General features: G+C 42.0%; 9 protein-coding genes and 1 riboswitch. Of the genes, 8 read left to right on the forward strand and 1 reads right to left on the reverse strand.

Annotated elements, in window-relative coordinates; genetic code table 11:
- Window positions 1-37: 37 nt before the first annotated feature.
- Window positions 38-133: riboswitch (TPP riboswitch) on the reverse strand.
- 85 nt (window positions 134-218) lie between these two features.
- The 3 genes from LN893_RS20845 (at window position 219) to LN893_RS17310 (ending at window position 4079) form a co-directional block, all read left to right on the forward strand.
- Window positions 219-359, forward strand: coding sequence for a hypothetical protein (locus LN893_RS20845; RefSeq protein ID WP_369427699.1), 141 nt, complete (start codon window positions 219-221; stop codon window positions 357-359).
- A gap of 171 nt (window positions 360-530) precedes the next feature.
- Entirely contained in the window at window positions 531-1241 is a 711-nt protein-coding gene (locus LN893_RS17305) for a pirin family protein (protein ID WP_229972291.1), read from the forward strand.
- Between the two features lie 300 nt (window positions 1242-1541).
- The gene (locus LN893_RS17310; protein ID WP_229972293.1) at window positions 1542-4079 is read left to right on the forward strand and encodes a PAS domain-containing sensor histidine kinase; all 2538 of its coding nucleotides are present in this window, start codon (window positions 1542-1544) and stop codon (window positions 4077-4079) included.
- Window positions 4080-4164: 85 nt separating this feature from the next.
- Here LN893_RS17310 and LN893_RS17315 read toward each other — a convergent pair whose 3' ends face one another.
- Window positions 4165-6441 (reverse strand): SBBP repeat-containing protein, encoded by a 2277-nt coding sequence (locus LN893_RS17315; RefSeq protein WP_229972294.1) that lies wholly within the window; start codon window positions 6439-6441, stop codon window positions 4165-4167.
- A 664-nt stretch (window positions 6442-7105) separates the two neighbouring features.
- On the opposite strand from LN893_RS17315, the gene LN893_RS17320 reads away from it, so the two are divergent.
- The 5 genes from LN893_RS17320 (at window position 7106) to LN893_RS17340 (ending at window position 14891) form a co-directional block, all read left to right on the forward strand.
- A complete protein-coding gene (locus LN893_RS17320) occupies window positions 7106-8137 on the forward strand; it encodes a DNA cytosine methyltransferase (RefSeq protein WP_439651224.1) in 1032 nt (343 codons plus the stop codon).
- Between the two features lie 138 nt (window positions 8138-8275).
- Window positions 8276-12283: a response regulator gene (locus LN893_RS17325; RefSeq protein ID WP_229972298.1), complete on the forward strand. Its 4008-nt coding sequence runs from the start codon at window positions 8276-8278 to the stop codon at window positions 12281-12283.
- Window positions 12273-13103: a CheR family methyltransferase gene (locus tag LN893_RS17330; protein WP_229972300.1), complete on the forward strand. Its 831-nt coding sequence runs from the start codon at window positions 12273-12275 to the stop codon at window positions 13101-13103. Before LN893_RS17325 ends, LN893_RS17330 begins: the two co-directional genes overlap by 11 nt.
- Before the next feature lie 5 nt (window positions 13104-13108).
- Window positions 13109-13690, forward strand: coding sequence for a chemotaxis protein CheB (locus tag LN893_RS17335; protein ID WP_229972302.1), 582 nt, complete (start codon window positions 13109-13111; stop codon window positions 13688-13690).
- Entirely contained in the window at window positions 13671-14891 is a 1221-nt protein-coding gene (locus LN893_RS17340; protein WP_229972304.1) for a sensor histidine kinase, read from the forward strand. Before LN893_RS17335 ends, LN893_RS17340 begins: the two co-directional genes overlap by 20 nt.
- The last annotated feature ends 376 nt before the right edge of the window (window positions 14892-15267 follow it).

Raw genomic sequence — 15267 nt, forward strand, 5'->3', positions numbered from 1 at the left:
AGAGAGGGAGGATTGATTGAAAAGAGGGAATAGCTAAATAGCTAACCGTGCTTTTCCCTTCGCCAGCATTATCTGGATCAGGTTCAAAGGGTATTTTCTCAGCTCCTGTATCGGAACACCCCTAAAGCCGTTACTAAACTAGTTAATTTCTAAATGAATACAAAACTGGATCAGTTTCAGCCTATCTACAAGCAAAGCAGCATTGCTGAAGTGATAGTATTTGCACGAATAACCAGCAGCGCAATATGTACCTGAAGTCAACTGATCTTTTTTATATTGAGAAACACAACCAGATTGGTTTCGTGGACACTATGTATGAGCAGGGAAGTAGCCATAATTACAAAGTGCATGGTGACTAAAGTATCAAAGGCATTGCAATGCCCGTAACAGTTAAAGTTGAGTTTTTGGAGTACAATGGTAGACGAACATTAACTCTAAGTGAAAATGAGACAGGGGTAAGATTGCACCGAATAGTTAAAACATGTCTTAACGCTGTAGCCTTTACTTAATAATGAATAAACTTTAGAACTATGAAACATATACTTTATAAATCGAATGAACGTGGCTTGAAAGACACAGGCTGGCTGAAGAGTAACCTTTCCTTTAGCTTCTCAAATTACTACAACCCTTCCCGCAGTGGCTTCGGGCTTCTCCGAGTTTTTAACGATGATTATGTAGCGCCTGAAAACGGTTTTGGCCTGCATGCGCATGCCAACATGGAGATAATATCTGTTATGCTCTCCGGTTCTATGAGTCATGTAGATTCGCTAGGCTACAATGAAAAAGTTCAGAAAGATTGGGTGCAGATTATGAGTGCTGGTACAGGGCTGCGCCACGAAGAACATAATGTCGGAAACGATGAAGTAAACTTCCTGCAGATCTGGATTGAGCCAAAGCTTCAGAACATAATGCCCCGCTACCAGCGCAGGTACTTTCCCGAAGAAAAGCGCCTGAATAAGTTAGTCACCATCGTCAGCAACGAAGAAGGACAAGACCACTGTTGGATAAATCAGAATGCAAAGCTTTCGCTTGGGCATTTTGAGAGAGACAATGATTGTACCTATAAATTTAATTCTGTAAACAAGGGCGTATTCGTATTCAACATCAGCGGAAGCATGTTAGTTAACGAAGAACCCCTTGAAAAGCGAGACGGTATAGGAGTGTGGGATACGGATGCTGTGCACATCAACTGTTTAACAGATAGCCAGTTTCTTGTAGTAGAAGTACCCATCAATCATTAAGAAAGTATGATAAGTGGAGAGGGGGCAGGTTAACTGGAAGATTTACAAAGGTGACCCTGCGCCCTTCTGCAGGGAGAGTTGACACTTACTCCTCAAAACTTGAACTAAGCTCAAGTCGTAACCGCCTTTTTTTAGTGGTAAAACGAGGGTAGTTACTTAAAATCTGTTGGCAAAGGTAAAGCTTAAACTATTCGCCGTAGATCAGGTAAATTATACTTTCGCCATTTTACTTAAAGGATAGAAACTATTTTAATTATATTAGAACTGTTTTTCGCTCAAAGTGAAATTCAACAGTAATTGATGACACAAAAACAACCTTTTTCCCCTCATAAATCCAGCGATCAGGAGGCCCTTCCTTTTCAGAAGATATTTGAATCTCAGCCTGGCCTGCTATTAGTTTTATCTCCTGAGCTTATCATAAAAGCAGCTACTGATGCTTATTTGCAAGAGACACTTACTGTAAGGGAAGAGATTGTAGGGCGGCACGTGTTCGATGTTTTTCCAGACAATCCTGATTTGCCTGGTGCTTCCTCAAGTAATAATCTAAGAGCATCTATCCAAGAAGTGTTAGCTTCCGGAAAACCTCACAAAATGGAGGTTTTCCAATATGATATTCCAAGTCCTGATGAGCCTGGAAAGTTTCTGGAACGCTATTGGAGTACCACCAATACGCCAATGCTGGACGAACAAGGTAACGTCTACTGCCTGATTCATGAAACAGTAAATGTAACTGAAGGTGAAAAAGCAAAGCGGCAACTGAAAGAAAGCCAGGAAAGAGAAGTTTATGCATTGGCCATGGCAGAGCAACAACGACTTCGGCTGGAGCGATTGTTTGAGCAGGCACCTGCAGCTTTTGCTATTCTTGAAGGCCCAGAATTAATATATAAAGTGTTAAATGACGCTTATCAGCAGCTTTTTCCTGGGCGGATGTTGCAGGGCCTTCCTTTGTTTGAGGCACTCCCAGAACTGAAAGATCAGCCTATAGCCGACATAATACATAACGTTTACAACACAGGAGAGACTTTCGAGGGAAAAGAGGTTTTGATACCCATAGCTCGTTACCAGGGCCAGCCAGTGGAGGATATTTATTGGAACTTTATATACCAGGCCGTATTCAATGCTCAACGCCAGGTAAGCGGCATTCTTATTTTTGCCTTAGATGTAACTGATTTTGTTCAGACACGGCGGCAATTGGAAATGAGTGCAGAGGCGTTGAAGGCGCTGAACCACGATTTAGAACAACGGGTAACACGCCGAACAAGCGAGTTAAAGCTAGCACAAGCCGAGGCCGAACAGCAAAAAGACCTCTTGCACTCGCTGTTTATGCAGGCACCTGTTGGCATCGGCATTTATCGAGGCAAAGACCATACAGTGGAGCTTGTGAACCCCATGCTGAGCAACATATTAGGTCGTGAAGCAGATGATCTGCTACATAAACCTGTAGTAGAGGTACTACCCGAAATGATGGGGCAAGGAATCGAAACGATACTGGATGAGGTTTACCAAAAAGGAGTTTACTATGAAAGAGACGAGATACCTGCCATTGTAGAACGAAAAAGAGAGCAGGTGCAAGGCTACTTTCATACCCTATACCAGCCGCTGCGAGATGCAAAACAGGAGATTTATAGTGTCCTTCAGGTTGTATATGATGTAACGGAACAGGTAAAAGCAAGAAAGGCTGTAGAAGAAAGTTCTTCGCAGTTCCTGTTTATGGCCAATGCCATGCCTCAAAAAGTATGGATGTCTAAAGCAAACGGTGATGCCGATTATTTTAACCAAAAATGGTTAGATTATACTGGTTTGTCTACAGATGAACTGAAAGGGTGGGGCTGGAGCAGTATGATTCATCCCGACGATTTGGAGGAGAATAAGAAGCGGTGGCAACATTCTGTTGCGACTGGCGAAAGATACGAATTAGAGCAACGCATTAAACGAAAAGACGGAGAGTACCGCTGGCATTTATCCAGAGCTCTTGCCCATCGAGATGACCAGGACGCTATTATTATGTGGGTTGGAACAAGCACTGACATTCATGATAACAAGCTAGCTGAAAAGGAACTGAAATATCTGACGCAGGAACTTACTGCAGCAAATGCGTCTGTACAAGCATCTAATGAACACCTGGAGGCAGTAAACAAGCAACTGACGCACATAAACTCAGATCTTGATAATTTCATATATACTGCATCTCATGACCTTAGAGCTCCAATTACAAACATAGAAAGGCTGATGGAGGAGCTATTTCTGGAACTTCCTGAAGAGAGTCTGCGGCAAACAAACGTGGAGCTTATTATCGATATGATGCAGGGAGCTGTAGATCGGTTTAAAAAGACCATCACTAATCTGACAGAAATTACGAAGCTGCAAAAGGAGGAAAATACAGCGGAGACAAAAATCAAGGTACTAGCGGTAGTGGAGGAGGTCTTGCTCGATATGGAGCACCTGATTTATGAATCGGGTACACAGGTGGAGAAGGAACTGAGATATTGCTCTGCCGTTTCTTTCTCAGAGAAGAATATGCGCAGCATTGTGTATAATCTGTTTTCTAACGCAATCAAATATAGCCACCCTGACCGTGTTCCAGTGGTAAAGGTGGGCTGCAACGAAGAGGGAGAGTTTCTGGTACTTACTGTAAAAGACAATGGGTTAGGCATGAACGAGTCGCAGCAGGAGAAGCTGTTTTCTATGTTCAGACGCTTTCACGATCATGTAGAGGGCTCTGGTGTAGGATTATACATGGTAAAGCGCATTGTAGATAATGCAGGCGGCAAAATAGAAGTAGAAAGTGAATTGGGAGAGGGTACTATGTTTAGGGTATACTTCAGAAAAGGACCTTGATTATGGCATATATACTATGTTTTTAATAAAAAGGGGAGCCACTTTTCAGTAGCTCCCCTTTTTGCTGAAGGTTGTTGAAATTATGCTACTTCTTTTTGAGCAGCATTTTTATAGATTTTGAAGTAGTTGCTGTAGTAAGCCTGGCAATATAAATACCTTCCTCTAAGCCATTTGCTTCAAAGGAGTACTCATAGGTTTTTCCTAACTCGGCCTTTCCTGCACTAATGTTTTTTACAAGAGTGCCTTTCATGTCAAAAACCTCCAGCACAAAATCCTCTTCTGTTTCCAAAGCAAAGCTGATGGTGGTGTTCGAAGAGAAGTTGTTAGGATAGTTGTAGAAATGTTCTGGTGCAGCCTGTACATAAGCAGATGCCAGAGCCAGTTCTGTTGCGCTAAGGCTGGTGCCCCCATTGTAAAGTAAAATTTCACCAGCTTTGATGTTAGCTTTTGCTATAGCGCCGTCTTGTGCACCTTTCTGGTTATCATAAACCACTTTGCCAGAGGCTTCTTCCCAAATTTTAATACGCAGCTTATCAGTTGTAGCAGAAAAGTTTCCGTCTACAGCTGAAACAAGAAAAGCATAACCGCCCTTACCGTTGATACTGCCTTTGCCAACATAGTTAACATTGTCTCCAAAAATAATCAGGCGCATTGGCTCCATGCTGGAGCTAATAAATTGCATTTTGCTTTGGCGCAGCCAGAGAACGGTGGTGCCCCAAACCTCACCTGAAGATGGTGCTGGGTACAAGGCATAAAAACCAAAGTAAGCCTGCTCCTTTTTCTTCATGTAAGGAAGCTCGTTGTTTTGAGGAGAGTTATACCAGCCCCCGCCTACTACCAAACCAGCTTTTGTATCATATACAGCAACTTTATGTGTAATTGTTTTCGCCTCACAACCGTTTCCATAAGTAAGGTATATGGTATACAAACCAGCTTCTTTCCAACTTACACGTAAGCTAGCATCTGTACGGCTCTGGATAACATTTCCCAACACATCCTTCACTTGCCAGCTATAAGAAGTAAAGTCCTTGATAGAAGCACTATAGGTACTTGTGTTTTGGACGCTCACATTGTTTGGTGCTGGTGCTCCGTTTTCTTCAATTTGCGCTAGAGCTAAGTTGTTGCAACTACTTTGGCTGTATTTGATGGTCAGGAAATCATAGTTCTCATCTCCCAAGCTTTGGCCAGTTACGAATATATTTCCTTGTGCATCTAAGGCTATGGCAGCCGCCTCGTCTTGAGTACCAGTAGAATTAACCTGCCATGCCGTTGCGCCGTCCAAAGCATTGTAGCGTAAGGTGGCAAATGTTGAGTTGTCAGCGCTTTGGCTATATCCTGTCACATACACTCCACCAGATTTATCAACGGCAATAGCGGCCGCTCTGTCTTCGCTTCCTCCATCATACTTACTCACCCACGACTGCGTACCATCAGCGGTGGCGTAACGAAGTGTAGCATAGTCATAAAAGCCGTCAGGGCCAGCGCTTGATCCTAAAACATATACACCTCCTGCGTTATCTACTGCAAGAGACTTAACTATATCATGGTTTCCGCCGTCGTATCTACTGAGCCAGGATTGGCTACCATCAATCGTGGAGTAGCGAAGGGTAAGAAAGTAATCTCCACCAGCATCCGAACTGTTTCCAGTAACATACACACCGTCAGTATTATCCACCACTATAGCGACGGCACGATCATCGGCACCGCCGTCGAATTTAGTTGCCCAGGATTCAGTACCATCGGCAGCATTATATCGAACTGTGGCATAATCGAAGTAGTCAGATGTATAACTCTGCCCTGTTACATATACGCCGCCTTTGTTATCGACAACTATGCTAGTAGCTACATTATAATAGCCGCCGTTGTAGTTGCTTCTCCAGCTTTCAGCACCAGTGCTTGCATCGTAGCGTATTGTCAGGTAATCGACAGAATAGGGAGTGGTTTGGCTGTAGCCAGTAACGTATACGCCGCCGCTGTTATCTACAGCGATAGCATTAGGGGAATCTAAAGTACTTCCTCCTGAATCGTATATCCTTCGCCAAACTTCATTTCCTGTGGTTGCATCATATTTGATTGTCACATAATTACCATTCGCTTCAGCCAGTAAATATGCTTCTCCTTTGTTGTCTACTGCTATACCTTTAAGCGATATATTTCTCCCTTCGTCATAGTTAACTTCCCAAAGTTGTTCTCCTGAGGATGAGTATTTTACTGTTCTTATTTGTGAAGGGCCACGGCCGCTACTGCTAGTACCCGATACATAACTGTTCCCTTCGGCATCAAGGGCAATCTGACGTGAAATATTATTATAATATTCTGCCTGATACCGCTTAGCCCACAGCTCTTTTACTTGCTGTGCCATGGAGGTAAGGGGAAACAGTATAAGGAGTTGTAAAAAGAATAGTTGTACTGTTTTTGATGTAACAGAACTAGGTTTGATTGGTAATGATAATTTCATAGATGCAACTAAATAATAGTTAGAGGTGATAGAAAAATAAGGAAACACTTAGTTTTTTAATCTCCTGCTTTGGCAGGAATAGGAAGGGTGTTAAGTAGTACTTCAAGGTGGTGTGCATTTATTTATTATTTCTGATAAAGATTTTATTATTTCTACACTAAGTACAAATATATTTCTTTATATGATTTAATTATTGTTTAGATAAGATTATTTTATTAGTTAATTGAAGATAATGAAGTGTAAGAGGGGCTTTTATGATGGTGAAGGTTTGCCACTTTGAGTGAGCACGGCAATAGTTGAACTTGAAAGAAAAGATTTTCTTAAAAATTAAGACCTTTGGCTTACGCACAGTCTAACTTTAGAAAGAGAAGAAATGCCGAGCTATACGGAAATAAAGGAAAAGCTTAAAATTAAAGTCACAGGACGAGAACAGCAGGGTTTGGCTTTCTTTACACATTATCTTCAAAACCACGACAATGGGGCTGCACACTATTTTCAGGAGCAGGCTGTACAGTATCTACAGGAAAAGCATAAAAACGCACGGGCTGCCGAGCTCCCTTTTCTGCAGATGTATGTACCTGTAAAGTGGGATGTGCCGTTTCCTCCGCCTCAGCAGCCTGCCTTTAATTTCATCGATCTTTTTGCTGGTATTGGCGGGTTCAGGATAGCAATGCAAAGCTTTGGCGGCAAGTGCGTATTCACGAGCGAGTGGGATGAACAGGCGAAAAAAACTTACGAAGCTAACTTTGGTGAGGTGCCTTTTGGTGATATCACCCAAGAAAATACAAAGCAGTTCATTCCTGATGGATTTGATGTATTATGTGCAGGCTTCCCTTGCCAAGCCTTTTCCATTGCTGGTCGGCGGGGCGGGTTTGAGGATACCAGGGGCACACTCTTTTTTGATGTGGCCGAAATTATCAGGAGAAAGCAGCCAAAAGCTATTTTTCTGGAGAATGTGAAAGGGCTTATGAACCACGACAAAGGCAGAACCCTGGCTACTATTCTGAATGTACTGAGAAACGACCTGGGGTACTATGTGCCAGAGCCTAAAGTTCTAAACGCGAAGGATTTCGGTGTGCCGCAAAACAGAGAACGCATTTTTATTGTAGGCTTTAGAAGCGACTTAGGTGTTACAGATTTTACATACCCAAAGCCAGCGGGGAAAGCAGTTGCTTTTGAGGCTGTTAAGGAAGTAACCGTTGTATCAAGTAAATATTACCTTTCTAAACAGTATCTAAACACTTTAATTGAGCACAAAAGGAGGCATGAGCGCAAAGGAAATGGTTTTGGGTACGAAATAATACCTGATACTGGTATAGCTAATGCTGTAGTTTGTGGCGGTATGGGGCGAGAGCGGAACCTGGTATACGATCATCGTCTGGAGGATTTTACTCCTGTAACCAACATCAAAGGAGAAGTAAACCAGGAGGGTATTCGTAAAATGACTCCACGGGAGTGGGCGAGGCTACAGGGCTTTCCAGATACATTTATGATACCTGTGGCTGATGCTTCAGCTTATAAACAATTTGGTAATTCTGTAGCCGTACCAGCCGTTACAGCTACAGCAGGCGAGATCGTGAAACGGCTTCTGAAGAGCTAAATCTGACATTCCACCTATCTTTTCTTTACATGATTCTTTCGTAGTTTCCCACTTAATAAAAGCATATAACACAGAAATAGCCTGGCATTTCTTAAATTGCAAATCTGAATATTTCTTATATTAGATATAGGCTACTACATGAATCTTATAAAGAACCTAAAGATTAGAGACAAGCTGACAATTCTTCTTCTGCTACTTATAATTCCGCTTTGTTACTTTATAGCTTCAACTATAAGAAGTGAAGTAGAAGAGAATGCAAGGCTGAAAGATGTTGCTTATCAGCTCGAAGAGTCAGAAAGGGTATCCAACCTCATTCATGCTTTTCAGAGAGAACGTGCGCGTATTTTGGCAGCTGTTGAAGGTGACACAGCTTTCATGTCTGAAGCAATTATTAGCAGAAACTATACAGATGCTGCGGCCTCAGAACTTACAAACTACTTGCAGAACACGGAGCGCAACCTGCCAGAACTTGTGCTGTTGAATGATCTTGCTAAGTATCGAAGCGATTTTGACCGTGGCAACCTTAATGCACTGCAGTTCAGACAATACTCTATATCTTTAATATTAAACTTATTAGGTTATTTAGATGCCAGTGGAACAGGCATAGAGAGTGTCGGTATTGAGCAACAGTTACACAGTTTCAGACTTTTGGCAGAATCTAAAGTGCAGTTGGGTAGAATCAGAAGCTGGATGGTAAGCGCAGTTGTGCAAGGCAATCTTTCTTATGAAGATTTTGCTACCATTACTTCTCGAAAAGACTTTTATCAAAGTTCGCTGAATAAGTTTTATAAAGTTGCGGATGAAGGAACGACCAAGGAAGTACAAAAAGTAGTTACCTCTCAAAACCACGCCGATGTTGCTGCTCTATTACAAGCTATAGAAAGAAATCCACAGCTAGATTTGTCTATCTATAATCCTGTTGTTGTTTATAATCAGTTTACTCAAAGCATAGAGGGGCTCAGAAGTGCCGAGGCAGCGCTGATCGCTAAAATCAGAACACAAGTAGAAGAAGAAAGAACTCAGAAGGAAGCATATATGCTCCTGCTTTCAGCAGGAGTGCTCATTGTTTTTGGATTAGTGTTCCTGCTTGCCATTTACATTCTCAACCTTATTTCAAAGTCTCTTTCATCTTTAAAAGTAGCAGCCGAACGCATAAAAGCAGGCGCTACAGATGTTGTTATCGATGTTAACAGCGAAGACGAGATAGGACAAGTGGCCGATTCTTTCAGAGGAGTGTTGAACAAAACAATTGCCCTCACAAGTGTAGCCCAGGCTATAGGGGAAGGACGATATGATGTAGAGGTGAGCCCTCAAAGCTCTGAAGATGTACTGAGCTACGCCATCAGAGATATGAAAGACAACCTGTTTAGGTTTACAAGCGAGAGCGCAGACAGAAGCTGGTCTTTAACTGGAGCTTCAGAGTTAAATGATCTGCTAAGTGGAGAGACTTCCTTGAAGACAGTGGCAGATCAAGCCATTTCTTTTTTATGTGCTTATACTAGGTCTGAGGCGGGTATTTTATACTTACACAACGACAACGGAAAACTGGAGCCTGCAAGCAGCTACGGTGTGCAGTACGCTAATGAACAATTACCCATCTTCGAGATTGGAACGGGAAAAGTAGGGCAGGCCGTGCGTGACAATAAACTTGTCGTGTTTGATGAAGTGCCAGGTGAGTTTTTGAGAATAAAGACGGGTTTGGCTGATATAAAACCTGCAGCCATAATTGTTGTTCCGCTTTACTTTTCTACAACTATAGTTGGAGCACTGGAGCTTTGTTCCCGCAAACCCTACACAACCTTGCAGCAGCAGTTTCTGCAAACTATTTCGGAAAGGATTTCTGTTGTGGTACACACTTTAAAAGCGCACCTCCAGACGCAGGAGCTGTTGTATGAAACACAAAACCAGGCAGAAGAACTTGAAACCCAGCAGGAAGAACTTCGGCAGCTAAATGCAGAACTAAAGGCATCAGAAGAAGAGTTAAGGGTAAACCAGGAGGAGTTGCAAGAGAAAAATGCTGAACTGGAGGAAAAGGCTCAACTGCTTGAAGAACAGTACGAAACGCTGCAGGTTAAAAACAAAGCATTGGAAGATGCCAGAGAAGCCATCGAGCTAAAGATACAGCAGGTAGAGACAGTGAGTAAGTATAAAAGCGATTTTCTTGCTAATATGTCGCATGAGCTGCGCACGCCGCTAAATAGTATCCTTATACTTTCCAGGCTTTTGGCAGACAACGTTGAGAATACGTTGTCTACAAAACAAAAAGATCATGCCCAGATCATACACAAGTCTGGAAACGACCTTCTGAAACTGATAAATGAGATACTCGATCTGTCTAAGATAGAATCGGGTATGGTGAAACTGGAAACTGAAGAGGTAAGGCTGGAGGATATTAAGCTGGAGCCGATGTTCAGAGAACTGGCAAACAGAAAAAAGATACGATTTAGCGAAAACTATACGCCAGGCAGCTTTGAAACCATTGTTACAGATCGTTTTCGTTTAGAACAGATACTTAAGAACTTCCTGGGCAATGCTATTAAGTTTACTGACGATGGAGGTGAGATTGAGTTGTCTATTTATCCTGTTCGCAACAAGCCTGATTTTAAATCAGAACAACTGCGTGAACAGTCGGATATTGTGGCTTTTGCAGTGCGGGATAGTGGTATTGGGATTGCAAAAGATAAGCAGGACTTGATTTTTGAAGCCTTTCAGCAAGAAGATTCCTCCACCACGCGCAAATATGGTGGAACAGGCTTGGGGTTAACTATCAGTAAAGAGTTGGCCACGCTTTTAGGGGGAGAACTGATGCTGGAAAGCGAACCTGGCAAAGGAAGCACCTTTACGCTTTACCTACCCAGAGCACCTTTTCCTGAAACCAAACAAGGGCCTAGTAAGTCTGCTCCTGTTTCATCTCCTAATAAGGTGGAGTCAGTGAGCCAGGCATTCGAGAAATTGGAGTCTAAAGAGAAGAAAGAAATTTCTATTCTGATCATAGAAGACGACAAGGGATTTAGTGACATTCTTGCCGATTTTGCTGTTGCGAAAAATTTCAAGGTCAACCAAGCTTATACTGGTAGCGATGGGTTAAGCATAGCAAGAGCTCAAAAGCCAGATGCAATCTTACTTGATATTCACCTACCTGATACCACAGGTTGGGAAGTGCTGCAGCAGATCAGGCAAGACAAAGATCTGCGCCACGTAAGCGTACATATCATGTCGGCCTACGACAAAGAGGTAACTGGCGATTATCAGGAAAACGAAGAGTACCTGCCGAAGCCTGTTACTCTGGAAATGCTGAACAAAGCTTTCTCCTCTATCTCCGAGATTACAGATAACTCAATAGAATCCATTCTGATTGTTGAAGATAACGAGATTGAAAACAAAGCAGTGGCTGAACTGTTATTGGCGCACGGCTTGAAGTCTACTTCCGCCTTTTCTGCCGAGGAGGCTGAACGAATACTTGCCAGGCAAAAAGTAGATTGCATCATCTTAGATCTGAATTTGCCTGGCATGAAAGGGCATGATTGGATGAAGAAAATCAAATCAGATAAAGCTTTAGCGCATATTCCGATTATTATTTACTCAGGTAAGGATTTGAACGAGGAAGAGGAGGCGCAGCTAAAAGAATTTGCAAACACCATCATCATCAAAAATGAATACTCTTACCTGCGCCTGCTCGACGAGGTACAGCTGTTCTTGCACAAGATAAACCAAAAACTACCGCAGGGCTCCGATTTTAAAATGAAGTTACATGTACCAGAGGAGGTTTTGCAGGATAAAAATGTGCTGGTGGTAGACGATGACGTCCGCAATATATACTCTCTGACCAACCTGCTCGAAATGCATGGAATGGAAGTTGTGGCAGCATACGACGGCAAAGAGGGTTTGAACAAACTGGAGGCAGAGAAAGGGATTGACATCGTGCTGATGGATGTTATGATGCCAGAGATGGACGGCATTGAGGCAATAAAACGAATCAGGCAAGATCTACGTTTCAAGCAACTCCCGGTTATTGCATTAACAGCAAAAGCAATGAAAGAAGACAAAGAGAAATGTCTTGCTGCTGGGGCGTCAGATTATATTCCAAAACCAGTAGATACCGATAAGCTGCTGACATTAATGCGGGTGTGGCTATATGAAGCTTGATAACGAAGATCTTTTTGAACAAGAGGTAGAAGAACTAATTCAGGAAATACATACCCATTACGGCTACGATTTTAGCGGTTACGCCAGAGCTTCTGTTTATAGACGCATCAAGAGGTTTTTAAATAATCAGCACCTGAGCACAATAGGTGAGCTTAGAGAAGCGGTTTTTAATGATAGTTTCTACTTCGAGAGTTTCCTGCAAGAAATCACAGTGAACGTTACAGAAATGTTCCGTGACCCTTCTTTCTTTCTTTCCTTAAGAACCAATGTACTGCCTATTCTTTCAACCTATCCCTTCATAAAAATTTGGGATGCAGGTTGCTCAACAGGGGAGGAGCTTTTTTCATTGGCTATACTTCTGAAAGAGGAGGGGCTGCTGGAAAGAACAAAGATTTATGCCACAGATATAAACCAGAAAGTTCTGAAGCAGGCGAAAGAAGGTATATTCTCTGCCTCAAACATTGCTGCCTATACCGCTGGCTATTATGCTTCAGGAGGAAAACAGGAGTTCTCGAGCTACTACCTTAGCAATTATGGCAGCCTAAAGTTCGATTCGTCTCTGATCAAGAACGTTGTTTTTTATCCGCATAACTTGGCGACTGATTCCTCTTTCAATGAATTCCATTTGGTCGTTTGTCGGAACGTCCTGATTTATTTTAACAGACAACTGCAAGAGCGTGTGTTTACTCTTTTCGATGAAAGCTTGGTTAATCTGGGTTACCTGGCTCTGGGCAAAAAAGAAACATTAGCTATGTCGGAAATAAACAAAAATTATAACTTTGTTGATAAGGGCAATCGGATTTACCGCAAAACAGGCTGACACCGATGGGGACTGCTTCACATTTGATTGTTATTGGCGGATCATGGGGTGGTATTCAGGCATCTTTGTCTATACTTAGTGCGTTGCCATCTGATTACAGTATTCCGATTGTGCTTGTGCTGCACCGTCTTCGAAATACGGATGGTGACCTGAACAGCATCTTTGAAAAGAAGCTGTTGCTTAAAGCACAGGAAGTGGAGGAGAAGGATAACATAACGAAAGGATACGTTTTTCTGGCACCTTCTAATTATCATGTACTGATAGAGAAAGACTATAGTTTTTCGTTAGATGTGTCTGAACTAGAAAATTACTCCAGACCCTCTATCGACGTTACTTTTACTAGTGCGGCAGATGTTTATGGTAAAAATCTTATAGGAATTCTCCTAAGTGGGGCCAGTAAAGATGGAAGTTCGGGATTAAAGTATATATTTGAGAAAGGAGGGACCTCCGTTGTGCAAGATCCCCGTGAAGCGGAGGTTAGTACAATGCCTCAATCTGCAATAGACATTATTCCTGAATGTACAGTTTTGAACTTAGAAGGCATAAAAGAATTTTTATTTTTCTTACATGATCATAGAACAGCATAAAAAATCTCCATACCTAAAAGAGTTGCACAATTATGTCGTTAAGATTCTTTTAGTTGACGATAAGGAAGAAAACCTTATTAGTCTGGAGAGTTTGCTATCGAAGGAGGATGAGAATGTCTCTTACCTCTTTGCACATTCAGGAGAGGAAGCTCTTAAGAAAGCTTTGAAGGAAGAACTAGCCTTGATTATGCTGGACGTACAGATGCCAGGAATGAATGGTTATGAAGTGGCCCGTTATCTGCGCAATGCTTCCAAAACAAAAGATATTCCCATCATATTTGTTACAGCTATAGATAAAGAGTCGTCTCATGTGGTAGAGGGCTTTGAGGCTGGTGCAGTCGATTTCCTGTTTAAGCCTTTGCACCCATTTATTACAAAGGCAAAGGTATCGGCCTTTGTAGATTTCTATCTTCAGAAGAAGGAGCTTGAAAAAGCAAACAGGCTTGCCTTTGAGATGAACATAGAGCTAGAGAAGCGGGTGAAAGAGCGAACAAAAGAGCTTACTAAAGTCAATAACGATCTTGATAATTTTGTGTATACAGCTTCGCATGATCTTAAAGCACCTATCAATAACATAGAGGGTTTGATGTCTGTGCTAGACGATACCTTACATGAGCAGTATGATGATGTGAAGGCTGTAACTCCTATCATGGAAATGATTAACGAATCTGTTAGCCGTTTTAAAAATATATTACAAGATCTTACAGAAATAGCAAAGGTTCAGTATCAGAGTGCAGATAAAGGAGTTAAAGCAAATTTTAAAGAAATACTGGATGATGTAAAACTCAGTATACAAGACCAGATACAGGATTCAGAAGCTGTTATTACGGAAGATTTCTCAAGCGCCCCAACAGTCATTTTTTCTAAGAAGAACCTTAGAAGCATCCTTTACAACCTAGTTTCGAATTCCGTAAAATACAGGTCCCCTGAAAGAAAGCCAGTAATTAAGGTAAGCGCATACAAAGAGGACGGCTATACGGTTATATCAGTACAAGATAATGGCTTAGGATTAAAACAGGAAGACCAGAAGAAAGTATATTCCATGTTCACCAGGCTGCACGACCACGTAGAAGGAACTGGCGTTGGTATGACAATAGTGAAGCGTATAATAGAAAACAACGATGGAAAGATACAGTTAGAAAGTGAAGAAGGAAAAGGAACAGAGTTTAAAGTGTATCTAAAAAGTGAGACTACAGCTTAAGGTTTGATTCCTATACAACCTGCCTACAATTTTATCAAAAGTAAACAGCACACCCATCCTGAGCGGAGAAGAAGCAACCATCTATCAGTATAACCGCACACAGTATAACCGCACAATCTATACATTATGAGTTTTCATCTCTTTCATGAGTATAATATAGTAGCTGTGAATAGGAGTTGAAAAAAGCTTACAAGGTATTAAAGAAAGTATAAAAAACTTCCTTGCAAACATGAACTAAAGGGCGGCGTTGGTTATTCATCAGTGTCCTCGGCAGGCGGATACGGTAACAATGATCGGCAGGCTGAAAGTTTTCCCAAAAACAATCCTTCTTCCTCACAGGCACTTAGGCCTCTGGAGTAGTTTATTTCAACCTTTG

It is taken from the genome of Pontibacter harenae, from assembly GCF_020907245.1.
Classification (GTDB): domain Bacteria; phylum Bacteroidota; class Bacteroidia; order Cytophagales; family Hymenobacteraceae; genus Pontibacter; species Pontibacter harenae.

Excerpts from the sequence above, each read along its gene's own strand:
- LN893_RS17305 (WP_229972291.1), top strand. The coding sequence starts at position 531 with ATGAAACATATACTTTATAAATCGAATGAACGTGGCTTGAAAGACACA.
- LN893_RS17310 (WP_229972293.1), top strand. The coding sequence starts at position 1,542 with ATGACACAAAAACAACCTTTTTCCCCTCATAAATCCAGCGATCAGGAG.
- LN893_RS17315 (WP_229972294.1), bottom strand. The coding sequence starts at position 6,441 with ATGGCACAGCAAGTAAAAGAGCTGTGGGCTAAGCGGTATCAGGCAGAA.
- LN893_RS17320 (WP_439651224.1), top strand. The coding sequence starts at position 7,106 with ATGTATGTACCTGTAAAGTGGGATGTGCCGTTTCCTCCGCCTCAGCAG.
- LN893_RS17325 (WP_229972298.1), top strand. The coding sequence starts at position 8,276 with ATGAATCTTATAAAGAACCTAAAGATTAGAGACAAGCTGACAATTCTT.
- LN893_RS17330 (WP_229972300.1), top strand. The coding sequence starts at position 12,273 with ATGAAGCTTGATAACGAAGATCTTTTTGAACAAGAGGTAGAAGAACTA.
- LN893_RS17335 (WP_229972302.1), top strand. The coding sequence starts at position 13,109 with ATGGGGACTGCTTCACATTTGATTGTTATTGGCGGATCATGGGGTGGT.
- LN893_RS17340 (WP_229972304.1), top strand. The coding sequence starts at position 13,671 with ATGATCATAGAACAGCATAAAAAATCTCCATACCTAAAAGAGTTGCAC.